Below are 18899 nucleotides of genomic sequence, written 5' to 3' on the forward strand. Positions count from 1 at the left end.
CTAGGTCCTGTCTGCTAATTGCGGACGCGGTGGTAGGTGATGATGGCGGCCAGGGTGGCACCGCCGAGGTAGGTCAGGGCGTATTTGTCGTAGCAGGTGGCGACCGCGCGCCAGTGTTTAAGCCGGTTGAAGCTTCGCTCGACGGTGTTGCGGTGCTTGTAGATTCGGCCTGAGAACCCCGGAGGCCGTCCTCCGTTGCGGCCTTTGGCTTTGCGGCGGGTGATCTGGTCGCTGCGCTCGGGGATGGTATGGGCGATCTTGAGCCGGCGCAGCTGTGCCCGCGTCGAGTCATAGGAGTACGCCTTGTCCGCCAGCAGGCGAAACGGGGCGTATGAGTTGCTGCACCGGGCGGCCAGCAATGGCCAAAGCATCGGATTATCACCGGCTTGACCGGCCGACAGTGCCAGGGTGACCGGACTGCACAGCTGGTCGGTCAAGGCGTGGATCTTGGTAGTCAGCCCGCCGCGGGAACGCCCAATGGCGTGGTCATCGGGCTCATCGAGATATTTCTTGTAATTCGACAGATCCCCCTGTGCGGCGCCCGGAGCGCGCTCCGGCTGCGTGTCGGTGGGCGCGCACACTGGTCGAATCGACCGACAACAGTGCGCCCAGGTCGGCGTCCTCGGCGTCGAGGTCAGAGGCGATCGCCGCGAAGATCCGCGCGTAGATGCCATCGACCGACCAGCGTAGATGCCTCTCGGCCACCGATTGCCAGGGACCGAAGTGCTCGGGCAGGTCACACCACGGAGATCACGTACGGTAACGCCAGATAATGCCCTCCAGAGTACGTCGATGATCGTTCCACGGCCGGCCACGCCGCCGCCCCGCAGGCAACACCGCCACGATCAGCGACCACAAATCATCAGAAATCGCATGCGTCCGCATCACCCAAACAGCATCAGCCAAAACACCATTCACATTAAGCAGACACGCCCTAGAGGTGGCACCGGTCGATGTTGCCGGCCCAGTCGTTGATTGGTTGGTATTGGCATGTGCGGCAACGGGTTGCAGTGTCTTGGTCGGTGCACCAGTCGAAGACCGCGGGCGGCGCTACATCGCGATGGTGCTGGTCGACTCCTCGGGCGCTGAGGTCGTCTACCGCAAGACGCACCTGGGCGCCGCCGAAAAGGCGCGGTTCCGGCCAGGTCCCGGCCCCCGAACGATCGACCTTGACGGGTGGCGCATCGGGTTGGGGATATGTCGTGACACCGGTGTGCCCGAGCACGTGCGGGGCACCGCGCGGCTCGGCGTGGACCTGTATGCCTGCGGTGTCGTTCATCATGACTGGGAACTCGGCGAGCAACGGCACCGTGCTCGCACCATTGCCGCGACGTGCGACGCGCCGGTTGCCATGGCAAGCTTCGCCGGGCCCACCGGAGGTGGCTACCTACACACAGCGGGCCACTCGGCTATCTGGTCGGCGACGTCGATGCTGGTAGCCGAGGCCGGCGCCGGACCGGACCAGATCGCGCACGCCACGATCGGCCGGACCCCGCCGGGTCGGGCCCGCGACGATCACACCCCGAAGACGGCATAGATGCTGACGGTGGTGAACCTGTCGAAGCGCCGCCAGTGCCGGCGCGCCCTCTCCAATGCGGGCAACAACCGCTTGGCGCCCCGGTTGTAGCCGATGTCGAGTTGTCGCAGTCCGCTGTTGTCGAACGCCGCCCGGAACTGATCGGGGGTGTTGCCGTTGAGGCCGATGTCCAACAGCGAGCCCACCGGATGGCCGTATTTGCGTGCTGCGGCCGCAAACACCAGCCGTTTCGGCAGGATCGCGTGCGCCCAGGGCACCTTCAAGCCGGTGCGCCCATGGTCGCCGAAGGGGCTGTAATACAGCGGGCTGAATCCCGCGTAGATGCGCCCGCCGGGCCGGGTCAACCGTTCGCCGAGGGCCCGAAGCAACGACGCCACGTCGGCAACATGCTCGAAGGTGTCCTTGGAAACGATCACGTCGAACGGTTCGTCCACCGGAAGCGACCGCACATCGACCGCCCGAAACTTCACCCGATCGGCCAGCTCGGGAAATCGCTGCGCCAGGTTGCGATTGGCGAACGCGACGCGCCCTTCATCCAGATCCACGCCGAGCACGCTGGCGCCGGCCTGGGCGATGTCGATCGACAACACGCCATGGCCGCAGCCGACGTCGAGGACCCGCTTGCCCGCCCAGTCGGGGACAACGCCGAACCGACGCCAATACTCTTTGTTGGACTCCGCCTGCTCATCGAAGTACTGCCGGGCGTACTCTTCGCTCTCGGTCAACGCCACCCGACCCATCCGTGTGTCGGCATGGCACCGCCGCCGGCCACCGTGCCTGTCGTCATCGTCGTACCTTATGAGAACACCGTCGGGGATGGTTGGTTGACATCGTCATCGCCGGGACGGGTGCGGATCGCCAGCCAGGCTGGCCCACAACCGCGTCAGCTGCTGATACCAGCGGTCGAGCCCGAACTCACCGGCCCGCTCTCGGGCGACCCCGCCCAGGCGGGCGCGCAGGTTCTCATCGGTCACCAGGGCGCCGAGCGCGTGCGCGAGCTGATCGGCGTGGGCGGGCCCAACGAGCAGGCCGTTGACGCCATCGGTGACCACTTCGCCGATGCTGCCCGCCGTTGTCGTCACCGGGGCCAGCCCGTTCGCCATCGCCTCGAGCAACGCCATGGGCAGGCCCTCGTTGCGGCTGGGCCACACGAAAATGTTTGCACGGCACAGCAACTCGTCGCGCGCCATCGGATCGAGCCAGCCCACCACGTCGATCGTCGCGCCCAGACCGGCCTCGGCGACCGCCGCACGCACCTGGTCGACGTCGCCGTCCCCGGCGAGCGTGGCCAGCAGCCGGTTGCGCACCGTCTCATCGAGTGCCGCTACCGCGTCGATCAGGTCATAGCTGCCCTTGCGCACGCCCAGCCGCCCCAGGGCCACCGCATGCACCCGCTGGACCCCAGCTGATTCACCGGGGTGTTCGGAATTCGAACCGCGTTGGGTAGCAGGCTGATCCGGTTGGTGGGCAACCGCGGCCGGCTGGCGTACTCCTGGACATGACTCTCCCCCAGCACCACCCAGTGATCGGCGGCCAGCATCCGGCGCACCGCCGCCCGAGCGGGCGGCGCGAGCTGATCGAACCAGCCGCCGAAGTCGTAGCTGTGGGCATGCACAATCGCCGGTGTACCGGTCAGTCGCGCCGCTAACAGCGGCAGGGCTTTGCGAATCACGCTGCCGCCGTGGGCCAGATGAACATGCAGGACATCGGTGCGCTTGCGCAGCACCAGCCAGGTGGCGCGCAGCATTCCGCGGACACCGAGCATCAGCCGCGGCCATAGCGGGCCGTCGATGAACGTGGGCACCGCCGTGATGTGGATGCGCGGGTCAGGATGGGCCGCCATCAGCGCGATCACCGTGGCCATGCCGCCCCGGCTAGTCGCCGCGGCCGGGGCCGGGCCGACCACCAGCACGCGCAGCCGGTCCTGCGACGTCGGCACCCCGACCGAGTTCACTCGGGCGCGCGAGCCGGCGCCGGCGCCGCCTCGGTATCCGCGGCCTGGGCATCGGCGCCGGCGCGTCGCTGCGTGGCAAATCCCATCGTCAATCCCAAGACCAGGCCCAATCCCAGGGCGTCCACCGGCATCTCCGGCAACGGCCAGATGGCGGAGATGGCCAGCATGGCGATGCTGGTGGCCGCACCGATCTTGGCGCGGTCCGACCCGCGGCGCAGCGCACCGAACAGCGGGGGCAGGGCGAAAATCGCAAACAACGCCATGCCCACTGCCCCGGCCTTGGCCAGCCACCAGAGATAGAAGTTGTGGGAGAAGGTCGGGTAGACCTTCATCGTGAAGTCGTCGGGGTCATCTCCGTACGGTTGCTGATAGGCGTAGCCCAGGCCGTGGCCGAACACCGGGGCTTCCGCGATCGCGCGGTCGAGGCTGTCGATTTCACGCAGCCGATCTTGCGTCGATTCGTCGACCGCGAGCGCGCCGCCAGAAAGGCCATGCAGCACACGCTGGTTGAATGCGGTGAACTAATCGGCGAGCCACGCCCCGGCCCTGGACTGCTGCAGCAGAAACAATGAGGTCGGCACCGAAAACGCGACAACCGCGGTGCCGACCAGGAAAAGCGTGGCGGTGCGGCGCAGCGCCGCCCAGCTGAAGGTGGCCAGCAACGCGATGACGGCGGCCACCGCCAGCGAGATCAGCACGTGGCGGGCGAAGGCCAGTAACACGATGATCAACGCGGGCAGGCCCAGCGCGACAAAGAAGGCCGGCTTGACCCGGCCGACGATCACCGCGGCGACCAATGCGCTCAGCACGGCGGTGGCCGGTGTTTGTGCGGACAAGATGATGCGCAGGGCCTGGTCGGCTCCCGTTGTCTCGGCAAGGCTTTCCGCCCGGCCAGCCAGCCGGATCGCATGCACCGAGCCGACAATGGCCATGCCCGCCGAGAACCACAGCGTCACGACCATCGTGACGATCGCCGTCCGCAGGTAATTGCCGTACACGACCAACAGCGCCAAGACGAACCCGCCGGCCATCTCCAACAGGTTTTGCGCTGACCGCATCACCACCCAGTCGGGATGTCCAAGCACCAGTCCGACCACCGCATACAGCAGCACCGCCACCGCGAAGATGCCGGGCAGCACGAAATCGGAGACCCGCGGTCGCACCAGTGGAATCAGGTAGCAGATCGCCAGCACCAACGCCACCTGATACGCGTAGATCACGCCCGGGCCGACGACCTTGCCCACGTGCAGGCTTGCCGGCAGCGCCGCGAATGCCAAGAACAGCGCGATCCCTACCATCGCTTCGGGTTTCGCCCAATACACGACCAGGCTGAACATCCCGGCGATCAACATCACGCCTTGGCCAGTGTGACGCACCGACAGCACGCCGAAAACGAAACATCCGAACAAGAACACCGCGAGCAGTGCCGCACCCATCGCCAAGCGATAGCGACGCGGCAGGTAGAGGATCACGACAGCCCGCTTATCTTTCCGCGGTAGATCCGGGCCGCGGCGCTGGTGTGGCGCGAAATTCGGGCGTCGGTCAATACGGTGCCGACGACGTTCGCCCCGGCCGCGCGCAGCGCCGACAGCGCGTCGTCAACTTCATCGACGGTGGTGCGTCCCGCGCGCACCACCAGCACCGTGGCTTGAACGGCCCCGGCCAGCAAACCGGTATCGGCGGTGGCCAGCACCGGCGGGCCGTCGATCACCAGGCGGGAAAAACGTGCCGAAAGATCCATCAGCACGCTGTCGATCACTTCCGGCAGGTAGGCGTTGGCCGACGCGGTCTCGCGGCGGACACTTCGCGACGCCAGAATGAACAGCTTCGAGATCCGGGTGGGCTTGACGACTTCCAGCGCGATCTCGGGGTTGGCCAACGCGTTGGCCAACCCTTCTCTCGATTCAACCTTCAGCAAGCCGGCAATCACGGGCCGACGGGTGTCGCCCTCGACCAAAAGTACGTCTTCACCGAGTTCGGCCAAGGACAGTGAGAGATTCAGCGCGGTGGTCGTGGTTCCCTCGCCGGCGAACGGCGCCGCCGCCACCAGGCGGCGGGCCTGCGGCCCCATCGCCCGCAGCAGGCGGGTACGCAGCCCGCGCACCGCATCGTCGATGGCGGCGTCGGTACCGAACTGCGGCACGCCGCCGCGCCGGCCGGGAAGCTCGGCCAACGTCGGCAGACCCGAAAGCTGGTCGAGCTGCCGGCGGCTATGCACGGTGCGATCACTGGCCTCACGGGCCAGCGCCACCGCGATGCCGAGCAGCACCCCGGCCGCAAGCCCCATCACCAAGTTGCGCTTGGGCAGCGGCCGGCTGGGACAAACGGGCACCTCGGCCCGCTTGACCACCGTCACCCTGGCCATCGGCGCGGTGGGCGGCGCCTGCTGCTGCGGTTCGGCGCCGAGTGCGCGCGGGCCCGAACCGAGCGTACCGACCAGCGTGGCGAACGAATCGGCCATGCCCCCGGCGAGCAACGCGGCGCGCTTTGGATCGGTGTCGGAAACCGCGATGGTGAACAGCATTGATTTCGGCGTGTATTTCACCTGGGTCTGCTGCACCAGAGCTTCGGGGCTAATCGGCAGCTGCAGCTGACTGATGGCGCGTTGCGCCACCTCACGGCCCCCGGCGATCTCGGCATATGACGACAACAGGTCTTGTGCGGCCTGCCCGCCCCAGTACACGTCGTTGACGTCGGTCTGCCCGGATACCGAGATGAAGATGGTGGCCGAGGATTGATAGACCTTGGTCTGGAATGCGGTGACGGCTGTCGCGCCGGCCAGACACGCGAGCAGCGCGCCGACCACAAGTTTCCAGCGCTTGGCGAGGGTCTGAACAAAGGTGCGGAAATCCATCCATTACCCCCTCTGAGCCGGCGCCACACAAAGAGGGCCGATCGCGTTCCCTGGGCACCCGCACTGGGAATTCCTCTGGAATTATGCAGCATTCTCGCCGTCGCGCAGGAGATACGGCGGTCCTTGCCCCCGGACCCGGCACCGACATCCGGACCAGCCTCGACCAGCCCCGACACCGCGCGGTGGCCGCCAAGCGCGCAGCGCTGACCACGCCGGTTCGCGTAGCGTGTCACCGACAAGCCGCGGCGCAGACGCGTTCCCGCCCGGCAATGGCTTGGCCGTAGGAGATGCCGATGCGACGCCAGGCTCACGATCGCGAGGGAAGACTGCCGCCGATGACGGCCGCGGCCCGGACCAAACGGTGGCTCGCTCCGGTGGCCCGAACCGTCGCGCCGGGTCTTTTCTGGCAACGCAAGTACCGGGTGCTGCAACGCCTCGGGGAATCCCGCGCCGATGTCCGGCTGGCCGCGTCGCTGTGCGATCCGGATCGCATCTCGGTGGACATCGGGGCCGACGTCGGCGAGTTCGCCATCGCGATGCTGGCCTCGTCACGCTCGGTCGTCGCGTTCGAGCCCCGGCCCGCCCAGGCGCGCGAGCTGGCCTCGATGTTCGACGCGGTCGGCGCCGCGGTGCGGGTGGAAGCGGTGGCGCTATCCGACAAGCCCGGTTGCCTGTCCATGCGCGTCCTGGAGTCCGAACCGGGCCGCAGCACGATAGACACCGACAATGCCCTGGGCGATGTGGCTGGCCGCATCCGAAGCATCGACGTAGCGGTCAAGCGCCTCGACGATCTGCGGTTGAGCGACGTCGGCCTGATCAAGGTCGACGTGGAAGGCCACGAACTGGCGGTGTTGCGGGGCGCCACCGACACTCTCATGCGCAACCGGCCGACGATTCTGGTGGAAGCCGAGGAACGCCATCGCCCCAACGCCGTGGCCGAGATCACCACCCTGTTGGGCGGACTCGGGTACCGGGGCTTCTTCGAACTCGGCGACGAGCGGCGCCCGATCGCCGAGTTCGACGTCGCCCGGCATCAGAACCCGGCGAGCATCGGCGGCCCGCGGGATGGCTGGGCGCCCCGGGGCGTCTACGTCAACAATTTCGTCTTCGTCCCCTAGACCGGGCCGTCACCCGGTAACCGCCGGCCGAACGGAAAAACCCCGGCCAACGGCCGGGACATCCGCCACGCGACTCGGCGCTCACTTGTGAACCGAGTCTGCGAATCTGTGGAGCTAGGGAGAATCGAACTCCCGACCTACTCGATGCGAACGAGTCGCGCTACCAACTGCGCCATAGCCCCTGAACGCTATGCAGGCTACCAGCCGCGGCCGCAACGGCCGAACCGCCTGCCCCTACTGGCCGACGGCGCGCGGCAAGTCCCGCGGCCAGCCGTAGCCGCGCACCGGGCCGGCGTAGTCCAGATGCTCGAAGATCGGGTCCTCGTCGTCGATCTCGAGCACCACCGCGCCGGGACGTCGCAGCCGTGACGGCACCACGTCGTAGTCGCGGTCGTGGGTGTTTTCCACCCCGAGCCGCGCCCGGGCCTGTCGTTGCATCCGGCGCCGGCGCACCTTGGCCTCAATGCGGGTCTGGCGGCGCAAATACGCCAGGTAGAGCATCGTCACCACGGTGGCTGCCGAGCAGAGCCACCACGCGGCAGCCGTCACTTCGAAGGCGGCAATGGCCGAGCCGACCAGCACCACTGCCATCGCCACCAGCATGCGTTTACGGAAGGCGTACTTGCGAGCGCTGACCGCTGCGGCGGTCTTGGTGTCGTATCGGCGCCGCCGCGAGGCACCGGAGGTGTACCTCGGCGTCGGCTCGTAGCCCTCTTCGTCGTCGGCTTGCGCCGCCAAACCGGAAGTGTCGTCCAGGTATTCGTAGTCATCTTCGGCGTGCTCGTGGTTGGCCGCGCGCGCCACGAAGAGCTCCGCGGTGTCAAGTTCGGAGTCGTCGGCCAATTCCGGCTCATCAGCTAGCTGCGGCTCGTCAACGGGCTCTTCTTCGCCGTCGAGTTCGGCCTCGGTCACCGCCGTGCCGGCCGCCCGCGCCGTCGGCTGCTCCTGCACCGATCGAGCGCCGGGGCCCAGGCAGAGCACACCCGAGTCTTCCTCGACGACATCGACATCGAGGTAGTCGGGCTCGTCGACCGCGGCGTCGCGGGTGGCCGCCACCTTCATGATGACCGCACCCTGGCTGCCCGTGTCCTGGGCTACCTCGTCATCGCCGTGCGCCAACTCCGGGATTTGGTCGGTTTCAGGCTCGGCGTCGTCCTCGTCCTCGTCGTCGTCATCGGCGTGGGCGTCGTGGTCCCAGTCTCGCTGGTGTTTCCAGTCAGGGTCGCTGCGATGACCGGCGGCCGGACCGCCGCGCTTGACCAGCCGCGAGCTCGCGCCCCCGTTAAGCACCCTGGTAGCCAAGGCGACGTCGCTGGTGCGACGGACCGCTTCGCGTTTGCTGATCAGCATGGGTACCAGCACAAACAGCCACAGCACCACCAGCGATATCCACAACAACGACTGCGGGATGCTTGGCATAGTGACCTGCTCTCTTCGGTTCCGATCCCCGCGAGGCACATCAGTGGCCAACGCGGCCGGGTCAAAAGCGCCCAAGGGCAATTACACACCTGTAATTTGCCTCCCACAAGCACCACACGCCACACGTGTCGCGATAGCCCCAATTTTCCCTAGGGCTCCCGCCAGCGGGATTTCGCCATTCGCACCGGCCGGTTTGCCGCCGGCACTCAGAGCCGGCTGGCTTGCCCCGCGCGAACCAGCGTCGAGACCACCGACCCTTCGACCTCTTCGACGGTGAGGCCAACCAGCAGGTGATCGCGCCATGCCCGGTCCACCTCGAGGTAGCGGCGCAACAGCCCCTCCTCGCGGAACCCGACCTTCGCCAGCACCGCTCGGCTGGCCGCGTTCTCCGGGCGCACCGTGGCTTCCACCCGGTGCAGCCCCACCGGCCCGAAGCAGTGGTCCAGCCCCAGCGCCACCGCACCGGTGGCTATTCCCCCACCGATCTGCGAGCTGGCGACCCAATAGCCGATCCAGGCCGAACGCAGCGCCCCGTGCACCACGTTGCCGACGGTCAGCTGGCCACAGAACCTGCCGTCCAGCTCGATCACATACGGCAGCATCCCGCCCTTGCGCGCCTCCGAGCGCAGCCCCGAGCACACCGCCGGCCAGGCCGCGACCGAATGCCGGATGGTCCAGTCGCCCTCCGCGCTGGGCTCCCACGGTTCCAGGTGAGCGCGGTCGGCCAGCCGGGTCCGGCTCCACTGCGCGCCGTCGCGCATTCGAACCGGGCGCAGCCGGATCACGCCGGCACGAACCCGCAGCGGACCGACATCCATCGGCCAACCGGGATGGCGCTGCCCAGCGCGCATGAGGTTCACGAAGATCTTGCCGTGGGTCGCTCTACCCGTGCTGCGCCAGGAAGGCGACGTCAACGATCTCGCCGGTACGGATCTGTTCGGCTCCGGTGGGTACCACAACCAGACAGTTTGCCTCGGCCAGCGTGGCCAGCAAGTGCGAGGATGCCCCCGGAGCCCCGCCCAGCGCCTGTACCAGGTATTCGCCGCTCTCCTGATCCCGCATGAGCTGGCCGCGCAGGTAGCCCTTGCGGCCGGCCACCGAGGTGATCGGCGACAGCGTGCGGGCCTGCACGATCCTGCGCATCGGTTGGCGTTTGCCCAGGGAGAGCCGGATGAGCGGACGAACCATCACCTCGAACACCACCAAGGCGCTGACCGGGTTGGCGGGCAGCAGAAACGTCGGGACCCGATCGCGGCCGAGTTGGCCGAACCCCTGAACGGATCCCGGATGCATCGCGATGCGCACCACTTCCATATCGCCGAGCTCGGAAAGCACCGAGCGAACCGCCTCGGCGGCCGCGCCGCCCACTCCGCCGGCGATCACCACGACCTCAGCCCGGTTGATCTGGCCCTCGACGATCTCGCCGAGTTGCTTGGGGTCGTTGCTGACGATGCCGACCCGGTTCACCTCGGCGCCGGCGTCCCGGCCGGCGGCCGCCAGCGCGTAGGAGTTGACGTCGTATACCTGCCCATTGCCCGGCGTGCGGGAGATGTCCACCAGCTCCCCGCCCACCGCCATGACCGACAGCCGCGGCCGCGGGTGCACCAGCACCCGTTCGCGCCCCACCGCGGCCAATAGCCCGACCTGGGCGGCCCCGATGATGGTGCCGGAGCGCACCGCGACGTCACCGGGCTGCACATCGTCACCGGCATGGCGCACGTAGGCGCCCGACGGCGCCCCGCGCAGCACCCGAACCCGATTCATTCCGCCATCGGTCCACCGCAGTGGCAGGACCGCGTCGGCCAGTGTCGGTAACGGGGCCCCGGTCTGCACCCGAACCGCCTGCTTGGGCTGCAACCTGGTGGGTGTGCGAGCACCGGCTTCGATGGTGCCCATCACCGGCAGCGTGACCGCATCACGGCTGGTAGCGCTGCCGTCGTCGACAAAGAACTCGGCGGCGCCGGAGGCGAGGTCTTGCCCGACCCCCACCACGTCGACGCTGCGCACCGCATACCCGTCGATGGCGGCCTGATCAAAACCCGGAAGGGGACGTTCGGTGACCACTTCTTCGGCGCACATCAGGCCCTGCGCCTCGGCGATGGCAACACGGATCGGCCTCGGGGCCACCGCGGCGGCCGATATTCGGGCCTGCTGCTCCTCTACAGAACGCACAGCGCGCCTTTCCGTCGAGCCAAGTGGGCGAGCTGGGCCCAACCCGCTCGGCTACTGCTCGGTCAGGCCCAATCGCGCCACCAACCATCGCCGCAAATCCGGGCCGTAGTCGTCACGATCCAATGCAAAGTCAACCGCAGCCTTGAGGTAGCCGCCGGGATTTCCCAAGTCGTGTCGGGATCCGCGGTGCACCACGACATGGACCGGATGCCCCTCGGCGATCAGCAGCGCGATCGCATCGGTGAGCTGAACTTCACCCCCGACGCCGCGCTCGATCCGGCGCAGCGCATCGAAGATGGCGCGGTCGAGCACGTAGCGTCCCGCGGCCGCGAACATCGACGGCGCGTCTTGGGTCTTGGGCTTTTCGACCATCCCCTTGACCTTGAGAACATCGGGATTTGCCGCCCATTCCCCGCCCGGCACCGGCTCGACATCGAACACGCCGTAGGCGCTGATCTCGTCGGGGGATACCTCGATGGCACACAACACCGTGCCGCCCAGCCGGGCCCGCACCTTCGACATCGTCTCCAGCACGCCGGTCGGCAGCACCAGGTCGTCGGGCAAGAGCACCGATACGGCGTCCTCATCATCGGACAGCGTCGGCTCGACACAGCTGATGGCATGCCCCAGTCCGAGCGGCTCGGCCTGCACCACGGACTCGACCTTGATCAGCGCCGGGGCCCGGCGAACCTTGGCCAGCATGGCCGTCTTGCCGCGGGCCTCCAAGGTGCCCTCGAGCACCAAGTCCTCGACAAAGTGCGCGACAACCCCGTCTTTGCCCTCCGAAGTGACGATCACCAGCCGCTCGGCACCGGCGGCGGCCGCCTCGGCGGCCACCAGCTCGATACCGGGCGTGTCGACGACCGGCAGCAGCTCCTTGGGCACCGTCTTGGTCGCAGGTAGGAACCGCGTGCCCAGGCCGGCAGCGGGAACGATCGCCGTAAAGGGGATCGCAACTTCTTGTGACATCGTTCAAACGATAACCTCGCCAGGAATCGCCGAGTCGGTCCGGCCGGTAGAAATCGTGACCTGTCATCGTTGAGGCCATGACGTCGGTGAACAAGGCGGCGATGCGGGCGCGGCTCCGGCAGGCCCGGCGCCTGGTCCCCGGCGACGTTCACGCCGCCGAAGCCCTGCTCCTCGACGCACACTTGGCGCAGGTCATCGACGGTGGCGCCACCGTCTGCGGATACGTTCCGGTCGGCACCGAGCCGGGGTCGATCACCATGCTCGACGTGTTGTTGCAGCATGGGGCGCGGGTGCTGCTGCCGGTCGCCCGCACCACCGACGGCGACGGCCCACTGCCGCTGATGTGGGGCGAGTATCGGCCCGGTGAGCTGGTGCGCGGCCACTGGGGACTGCTGGAACCGCCGGCGCCCTGGCTGCCGGAGTCAGCCGTGGGCCAGGCCAGCCTGGTGCTGCTGCCCGCCCTGGCCGTCGACCTCGAGGGTGTCCGGCTCGGCAAGGGGCTGGGCTTTTACGACCGGTCCCTGACCAACCGCAACCCGCAAGCCCGCCTGCTGGCGATCGTGCGCGACGAGGAGGTGGTCGACCGGTTGCCCTCCGAGCCGCACGACGTGCGGATGACGCACGCGATTACCCCCCAGCGCGGGGTCATTTCCTTTCCACACCGGGAATGATCGAGCTCACGTGGCGGTTCTAGCACTTGAAACGGTAGAGTGCTAACCCAGACTGACCAAATCCGGAGGTTTCTGTGCCGACCTACAGCTACGAGTGCACTGAGTGCAGCAACCGCTTCGACGTTGTGCAGTCGTTCACCGACGACTCGCTCACCACGTGCGAGGAATGCTCCGGTCGGCTGCGCAAGCTGTTCCACGCAGTTGGCGTCGTGTTCAAGGGCAGCGGTTTCTACCGCACCGATAGCCGCGAAGCGACGAAGAAATCGAAGAGCTCCAGCGGCGGGTCGTCGTCGAGCGAATCTTCCAGCAGCTCCGGGTCGAGCGATGCCAAGACGTCGAGCACGTCGTCGAGCTCCAAGGAGAAGTCGACAAGCAGCGCCACCCCGGCCGCAGCCAGCACATCCAGCTAGCGGGTTATCCACAGGGAGCCGTCTGACCGGCACCCGCCGCCCCGCCACCCGCCTACCGTTTGCACCGTGGCGGATCCCTCGCTGAACCCAACCCTGCTCAGCCGCATAGCGGTGTCGGTGCGTCCCGAGTGGACCCGGACCGTCCTGACCCGCCGCGTTGTCGCGGGCGTTCTGGTCGTGCTGGCCGCCGTCGCCGCCCTGTGGCCCAGCCCCGACACCAACCTCTGCGAGGTGGTGGTTGCCGCGCGTGACCTGTCGCCGGGCACACCGTTAACCATCGCGGACGTCCGCCTGGAAACGCGTTCGGCCGCAACCCTTCCCGACGGATCCCAAACCGATGTGGGCGCATTGGTCGGGGCGACACTGGCCAGCCCCACCCGGCGCGGCGAGGTGCTCACCGACGTCCGAATCCTGGGCAGCCGGCTGGCCGAGTCCACCGCCGGCCCCGGCGCCCGGGTCGTGCCACTGCATCTGGCCGACAGTGCGCTGATCGATCTGATCCGGGTCGGCGACGTCGTGGACGTCCTGGCCGCGCCGCCCGCCGACGCGCCGGCGGCCAATCAGCCCTCCCCACCGGCCGCGAAGGTCGTGGCCACCGACGCCGTCGTCGTGCTGGTGTCGGCCAAGCAGGAGCTACAAACGCACGCTGACCGCGTAGTGTTGGTTGCGCTGCCGGCTCGCCTGGCGAACATGGTGGCGGGCTCTGCGCTTGGGCAGACTCTCACCCTGACCCTGCACTGAGCAGCTCGCCGCCGTTGCACAGGTGATCGACAGCAAACGCGGTCCAGTCTCGGTCCATTCCTGAAGGGACATCCCAATGCTCAAAGGGTTCAAGGAGTTTCTCTCGCGGGGCAATATCGTCGACCTGGCCGTCGCCGTGGTCATCGGTACGGCATTCACGGCGCTGGTCACCAGGTTCACCGACAGCATCATCACGCCGCTGATCAACCGGGTGGGCGTCAACGAGCAGTCCGATCTGGGCATCTTGAAGATCGGCATCGGCCGCGGCCAGAGCATCGACTTGAACGTATTACTCTCGGCCACCATCAACTTCATCCTGGTCGCCGGGGTGGTCTATTTCCTGGTGGTGGTGCCCTACAACACGTTGCGCAAAAAGGGTGAGGTCGAGCAGGCCGACGACGCCCAAATCGTCCTGCTCGCCGAAATCCGCGACTTGCTCGCGCAGACGAACTCCAACTCGTCCGGCCGGCACGAGGCCCCGGGGACAGCCGGGACGCCCCCGCCGAACTACGGACCCCGCGCGGACACCTGACCCGTCACCGGGCCCGGGCCTAGATCTCTAGACTCGACAGTTGGCCGATGATGTGGGCGGCCAACGGATTCAGCGTCGCCATCCCGTCCCGCACGGCATAGCGGGACCCGGCCAGGTTGACCACCAACGTGCTCCCGGATACCCCGGCCAAGCCACGTGAGAGCCCGGCGTCGGTGATTCCGGCGGACAATCCCGAGGCCCGGATGGCCTCGGCGATGCCCAGAATTTCGCGGTCCAAAATCTCGCGGGTGGCCTCCGGGGTGACGTCACGCGGCGTCACACCGGTGCCGCCCACCGATACCACCAGGTCCACCCCACCAATCACCGCGGTGTTCAACGCGTTTCGGATGTCGACCTCGTCGGCCTCAACCGCAACCACCCCGTCGACGACGAAACCGGCCTCGGTGAGCAGCTCGGTGACCAGCGGCCCGCTGTGATCCTCATCGCCGTGCGCGGTGCGGTCGTCCACGACGACGACAAGTGCCCGGCCGACTACTAACTCCGCACCCTGTTCCATGGGTGCAACGCTATATCCGAGGTCGGACAGCTGTGCATCGGCGTTCACTGTTCCGCCTTGCCGAGGGTGACTTGCACGGTACGAGTACCGCCGTCGGGATCCTGGAAGGTCAGCGACACCTTGTCACCCGGCGCCTTGGACCGCACCGCGGCGACCAGCGCGTCGGCGCTGGTGATCGCCCGATCATCGACCTTGGTGACGACAACGCCCTTGGGCAACCCGGCGGTAGCGGCCGCACCGCCCTGCACCACCTCGACAACCTTGGCGCCGGGGACCCCCTTGTCGGTGGTCACCTGCACGCCCAGCGAGGCGTGTGATGCCTTGCCGGTGCTGATCAACTCGTCGGCGATGCGCTTGGCCTGGTCGACCGGAATCGCGAAGCCCAGGCCGATGGAACCACTTTGGGCATCGCCGGAGTCCGCGCCCAGCGTGGCGATGGCCGAGTTGATGCCCACCAGTTGAGCGTTCATGTTGACCAGCGCGCCACCGGAGTTACCCGGGTTGATCGCAGCGTCGGTCTGGATGGCATCCAGCACGGTGTTCTGGTTACCCGCCTCGCCGGTGGTGGACACCGGACGGTTGAGGGCGCTGACGATTCCCGTGGTCACGGTGCCGGCCAGGCCCAGCGGGGATCCGATCGCCAGCACCGGCTGGCCGACCCGCAGGTCCGCCGACGATCCCAGCGCAATCGGGGTCAGTCCACTGACCCCGGACACCCGGACAACGGCGATATCGCTGGTGGGGTCGGCCCCGACCACGGTGAACGACGCGGTACGCCCGTCATAGAGCGTGACCGTGGTCTTGGGCTCCGGCGCACCGGCGGGCGGCTTGGCGGCGGCGGCCACCACGTGGTTGTTGGTCATGACCAATCCGTCGGCCGACAAGATGATGCCCGAACCCTCTTCGGACTGGCGGCCCACGTCGGTTTCCAGCATCACGACGCTGGGCAGCACTTTGGCGGCCACCTGCTCCACCGAACCCGGCGGCATGTTTGCTGCGGGGACACTCGGAGCCCCGCTGGCGACCATTTCACGACCGCTGCTCGTTGCCGGCGAGCGGTTGAGTTCGATGATCGATGCGGCCGCACCGCCGATACCGGCGGACACCACCGCGATCACGACCGCACCCATGACCAACATTCCGGCCCGGGGCCGACGTTCGCGAATTACGTTGGGAGGGGGCGCCATCGGTGGCAGCATGCCGGGAATCGGCCCCGGGCGCGTGCCGCCAGGGATGGGGCCCGGCCCGGTGTCGGGCGGGATCGGTCCCGGACCGGTGGCGGGCGGCAGTAGGCCCGGCCCGGTACCGCTCACACCCTCGTAGGGCGGGCGCGGCTGCGGGCGGGACTGGTGATAGCGCCAGTCGAACTGCGGGTTGTAATTTTGCTGCGGCCCCTGGGCATAAGCGGGCGGCACTGGCTGGTTAGGCGCGGTACGATATCCCGGCTGCTGCGGCGGTGGCGAATACCTCGGGTGATTCGTCATGTCGCTAAGTCGCTCTTCCTCTGCTCGGGCTTGTTTGGCCCTCGATTTTCCAGCCATGCGCTGCTTGCATGGGCTTGATGGTCAACAGTAACTGCACAACTACCTTGCGCGCGCGGACTGAGAATCCACTGAGATAACGTTCGCCGAACCCCGAGAGTTCGCGCCATTGGCGCCGCGGGTGTCTACGGGCTCGGTCTTTTTGTCATCGGGGGCCGCCGAGTAGGCCGAATCCGGCATCGGGCGCCCAGGCAACAGCATGCAGATTGCTGTTCCGGGCGGCTGACCGCCCGGAACGGTGTCTTCGATGCGCAGCGATCCCCCGTGATTGAGCACCACCTGCTTGACGATGGCCAGTCCCAGGCCCGAGCCCGGCATCGCCCGCGCCGAAGTGGACCGGTAGAACCTCTCGAAGACCAGACGACGCTCTTGCGGGGAAATGCCCGGCCCGTTGTCGGACACCACCAGCTCCGCGTGCGATGGATCAAGCTGGCGCAGCCGGATGCCCAACCGGCCGCCCGGCGGACTCCATTTGGCGGCGTTATCCATCAAATTCAGTGCCGCCCGCGACAACCCGGCCGCATCGCCGTAGACCTGCCAACCGACGACATCGACGTCGAAGTGGATGTCGTTGCGGCGGCGCCGGACTCGCTCCAGGCTGCGGTCGACCACCTCGGCCATGTCGACGGGTTCGTGCACCACGACACCGGCATCGCCACGGGTCAGGTCGACCAGGTCGCCCACCAGCGTGGACAATTCCTCGATCTGGGCGACCACATCCTCGCGCAAGCCAACCATCTCCTGCTCCGGCAGGCGTGGCGCGCCGGGCTCCATCGACGCCATCAGCAGCTCGACATTGGTGCGCAGCGAAGTCAGCGGGGTACGCAACTCGTGGCCGGCGTCGGAGACCAGCCGCGCCTGCCGTTCCCGGGACTCGGCCAGCGCTCGCAGCATCAAGTTGAATGCCTCGGTAAGCCTGGCCAACTCGTCGCTGCCGAAAACCGGGATGGGCCGCAGGTCGTCGGTGCGGGCGACCCGCTCGGCCGCCTCGGTGAGCCGGCCCACCGGGCGCAACCCGGCCCTGGTCACCATTCCACCGGCCACGGCGGCGACCGCGACGCCAACGCCACCAACGATCAGCAGCACGGCGCGCAGCTTTGTCATGACCGCTTCGGTCGGTTTCAAACTCTTGGAGATCAGCAGCGAGCTGCCGTTGGGCAGATGGATCGCAAGCACGCGCTGATCGGACACGGTGCGCCGGGACAAGAACAGATCCCCGTGGATCACCGCTTTCTCTGGCGCCCCGACCGGCAGGGTCTGCCCCGGCTGGTTGGCCGTGTAGATCGACCGGCCCGGGTTCACCAGCATCGCGTTCACATCCGAGTAGGCGGTGCCCTCGATGGCTTTGCCCGGATCGGCGGCCAGCGAGCCGCTGGCGATCAACAACTGCGCCCGGCTCTGCAGCTGGTTGTCGATGTCGCTGTAAAGGGCGGCCGAGATCACCGCATAGACGGCAAAGGACATCAGCACCACGACCATCGCCACCATGGACATCGCCAGCAGCATCACCCGCCAGCGCAGCGACAGCGAGCTGGTGGCACGCAGCGGTGCGCGCGGTCCGCGACGGAATCCCACCATCAGGGTGGCGTTTCGCGTAGCACGTAACCCACCCCGCGCACGGTGTGGATCAGCCGCGGCTCGCCCTCGGCCTCGGTTTTACGCCGCAGGTAGCCCACGTAGACCTCGAGCGCGTTGCCGGACGTGGGAAAGTCGAAGCCCCACACCTCTTCGAGGATGCGGCTGCGGGTCAGCACCCGTCGCGGGTTGGCGATCAGCATCTCCAGCAGGGCGAACTCGGTTCGGGTGAGGCTGATGCGCCGCGCCCCGCGGGTCACCTCCCGGGTCACCGGATCCAGGCTCAGGTCGGAGAACGTCATGGCTACCGAATCGGCGGCTTCGTCGTCTTCGGGCTTGGTGCGGCGCAGCAACGCGCGCATCCGCGCCAACAGCTCTTCCAGCGCGAACGGCTTCGGCAGGTAGTCATCCGCGCCGGCATCGAGCCCCGCGACCCGTTCGGAGACGGAATCCCGGGCGGTCAGCACGAGAATGGGCAGATCATCACCGGTGCTGCGAAGTTGACGGCATACCTCCAAGCCATCCAGTCGCGGCATCATGACGTCCAGCACCAACGCGTCAGGCCGATCACTGGCAATCATCTCGAGAGCTTCCACACCATCGTGTGCCAGCTCAACCGTGTAGCCATTGAAGCAAAGCGACCTGCGCAGCGACTCGCGCACCGCACGATCGTCGTCGACGACAAGTATCCGCACGGACATTAGTTTCGTCCTAACGCCTGAGAGCGGCCTGAGAGGCGCGCCGAAATGACGACAGCGTCACAATTTGATCGGGACCAATAACCAACGGTTTGCCGGCGCCGCCGGGCAACCGGCATCGATGCACCGCACGGCCGTCATGCCGCGCCGTATCACAACCGCCACATTGGCCCCACTGGGAAGGGGCCGGG

The 18899-nt window shown here is 67.5% G+C and carries 18 protein-coding genes, 1 tRNA gene and 2 pseudogenes; 6 read left to right on the forward strand and 15 right to left on the reverse strand.

Annotated features, from left to right (window positions below; all coding sequences use genetic code 11):
* Window positions 1–14: 14 nt before the first annotated feature.
* Window positions 15–888, reverse strand: a pseudogene (locus G6N41_RS01390) (IS5 family transposase).
* Between G6N41_RS01390 and G6N41_RS01395 the strand changes: the two are divergent.
* On the forward strand, window positions 884–1537 hold the full coding sequence (locus tag G6N41_RS01395; protein WP_259594337.1) for a carbon-nitrogen hydrolase family protein: 654 nt from the start codon (window positions 884–886) through the stop codon (window positions 1535–1537). The pseudogene G6N41_RS01390 and the gene G6N41_RS01395 sit on opposite strands and share 5 nt — an antisense overlap.
* Here the strand turns inward: G6N41_RS01395 and G6N41_RS01400 are convergent.
* From G6N41_RS01400 to G6N41_RS01415, 5 genes and pseudogenes are all read right to left on the reverse strand, one after another.
* On the reverse strand, window positions 1516–2268 hold the full coding sequence (locus G6N41_RS01400) for a class I SAM-dependent methyltransferase (protein WP_198966362.1): 753 nt from the start codon (window positions 2266–2268) through the stop codon (window positions 1516–1518). The two genes, G6N41_RS01395 and G6N41_RS01400, sit on opposite strands and share 22 nt — an antisense overlap.
* A 102-nt stretch (window positions 2269–2370) precedes the next feature.
* Window positions 2371–2928, reverse strand: a complete 558-nt coding sequence (locus tag G6N41_RS27710) for a glycosyltransferase family 4 protein (RefSeq protein ID WP_231608774.1) — start codon at window positions 2926–2928, stop codon at window positions 2371–2373.
* Complete coding sequence (locus tag G6N41_RS27715; protein WP_231608775.1) at window positions 2874–3491, reverse strand: glycosyltransferase; 618 nt, start codon at window positions 3489–3491, stop codon at window positions 2874–2876. The genes G6N41_RS27710 and G6N41_RS27715 overlap by 55 nt, the downstream gene beginning before the upstream one ends.
* Window positions 3488–4963: pseudogene (locus tag G6N41_RS01410) on the reverse strand (O-antigen ligase family protein). The gene G6N41_RS27715 and the pseudogene G6N41_RS01410 overlap by 4 nt, the downstream one beginning before the upstream one ends.
* A complete protein-coding gene (locus G6N41_RS01415; RefSeq protein WP_198966363.1) occupies window positions 4960–6345 on the reverse strand; it encodes a polysaccharide biosynthesis tyrosine autokinase in 1386 nt (461 codons plus the stop codon). The pseudogene G6N41_RS01410 and the gene G6N41_RS01415 overlap by 4 nt, the downstream one beginning before the upstream one ends.
* Window positions 6346–6680: 335 nt before the next feature.
* Here G6N41_RS01415 and G6N41_RS01420 point away from each other — a divergent pair, with 335 nt between their 5' ends.
* The gene (locus tag G6N41_RS01420; protein ID WP_198966364.1) at window positions 6681–7463 is read left to right on the forward strand and encodes an FkbM family methyltransferase; all 783 of its coding nucleotides are present in this window, start codon (window positions 6681–6683) and stop codon (window positions 7461–7463) included.
* A 109-nt stretch (window positions 7464–7572) separates the two neighbouring features.
* Here G6N41_RS01420 and G6N41_RS01425 read toward each other — a convergent pair.
* From G6N41_RS01425 to G6N41_RS01445, 5 genes are all read right to left on the reverse strand, one after another.
* Window positions 7573–7645: transfer RNA gene (locus G6N41_RS01425), tRNA-Ala, on the reverse strand.
* A gap of 52 nt (window positions 7646–7697) precedes the next feature.
* A complete protein-coding gene (gene sepX, locus G6N41_RS01430; protein WP_198966365.1) occupies window positions 7698–8882 on the reverse strand; it encodes a divisome protein SepX/GlpR in 1185 nt (394 codons plus the stop codon).
* 206 nt (window positions 8883–9088) lie between these two features.
* Window positions 9089–9742, reverse strand: a complete 654-nt coding sequence (locus G6N41_RS01435; RefSeq protein WP_198967678.1) for a GNAT family N-acetyltransferase — start codon at window positions 9740–9742, stop codon at window positions 9089–9091.
* Window positions 9743–9764: 22 nt separating this feature from the next.
* Window positions 9765–11054, reverse strand: coding sequence for a molybdotransferase-like divisome protein Glp (gene glp / locus G6N41_RS01440; RefSeq protein WP_015357011.1), 1290 nt, complete (start codon window positions 11052–11054; stop codon window positions 9765–9767).
* Between the two features lie 51 nt (window positions 11055–11105).
* The gene (locus G6N41_RS01445) at window positions 11106–12023 is read right to left on the reverse strand and encodes a UTP--glucose-1-phosphate uridylyltransferase (protein ID WP_198966366.1); all 918 of its coding nucleotides are present in this window, start codon (window positions 12021–12023) and stop codon (window positions 11106–11108) included.
* 77 nt (window positions 12024–12100) lie between these two features.
* Here G6N41_RS01445 and G6N41_RS01450 point away from each other — a divergent pair, with 77 nt between their 5' ends.
* The 4 genes from G6N41_RS01450 (at window position 12101) to mscL (ending at window position 14377) form a co-directional block, all read left to right on the forward strand.
* Window positions 12101–12694, forward strand: coding sequence for a 5-formyltetrahydrofolate cyclo-ligase (locus G6N41_RS01450; protein ID WP_198966367.1), 594 nt, complete (start codon window positions 12101–12103; stop codon window positions 12692–12694).
* Window positions 12695–12768: 74 nt separating this feature from the next.
* Entirely contained in the window at window positions 12769–13104 is a 336-nt protein-coding gene (locus tag G6N41_RS01455) for an FmdB family zinc ribbon protein (protein ID WP_011742222.1), read from the forward strand.
* A gap of 66 nt (window positions 13105–13170) precedes the next feature.
* Window positions 13171–13845: an SAF domain-containing protein gene (locus G6N41_RS01460; RefSeq protein ID WP_198966368.1), complete on the forward strand. Its 675-nt coding sequence runs from the start codon at window positions 13171–13173 to the stop codon at window positions 13843–13845.
* Between the two features lie 76 nt (window positions 13846–13921).
* Window positions 13922–14377, forward strand: coding sequence for a large-conductance mechanosensitive channel protein MscL (gene mscL, locus G6N41_RS01465; RefSeq protein WP_198966369.1), 456 nt, complete (start codon window positions 13922–13924; stop codon window positions 14375–14377).
* A gap of 19 nt (window positions 14378–14396) precedes the next feature.
* On the opposite strand, the gene G6N41_RS01470 is transcribed toward mscL, so the two are convergent.
* The 4 genes from G6N41_RS01470 to G6N41_RS01485 all read right to left on the reverse strand — a co-directional run bounded on the left by G6N41_RS01470 (window position 14397) and on the right by G6N41_RS01485 (window position 18705).
* Window positions 14397–14894 carry a MogA/MoaB family molybdenum cofactor biosynthesis protein gene (locus G6N41_RS01470; RefSeq protein WP_020729680.1) on the reverse strand — a complete coding sequence of 166 codons (498 nt, stop codon included), beginning with the start codon at window positions 14892–14894 and terminating at the stop codon, window positions 14397–14399.
* A 44-nt stretch (window positions 14895–14938) separates the two neighbouring features.
* Window positions 14939–16378: a S1C family serine protease gene (locus G6N41_RS01475; RefSeq protein WP_407663714.1), complete on the reverse strand. Its 1440-nt coding sequence runs from the start codon at window positions 16376–16378 to the stop codon at window positions 14939–14941.
* A 99-nt stretch (window positions 16379–16477) separates the two neighbouring features.
* Complete coding sequence (locus tag G6N41_RS01480; protein WP_198966371.1) at window positions 16478–18013, reverse strand: HAMP domain-containing sensor histidine kinase; 1536 nt, start codon at window positions 18011–18013, stop codon at window positions 16478–16480.
* Window positions 18013–18705: a response regulator transcription factor gene (locus G6N41_RS01485; protein ID WP_198967679.1), complete on the reverse strand. Its 693-nt coding sequence runs from the start codon at window positions 18703–18705 to the stop codon at window positions 18013–18015. The genes G6N41_RS01480 and G6N41_RS01485 overlap by 1 nt, the downstream gene beginning before the upstream one ends.
* Window positions 18706–18899 lie beyond the last annotated feature (194 nt).

This window comes from Mycobacterium shottsii (assembly GCF_010728525.1).
GTDB lineage: Bacteria > Actinomycetota > Actinomycetes > Mycobacteriales > Mycobacteriaceae > Mycobacterium > Mycobacterium marinum.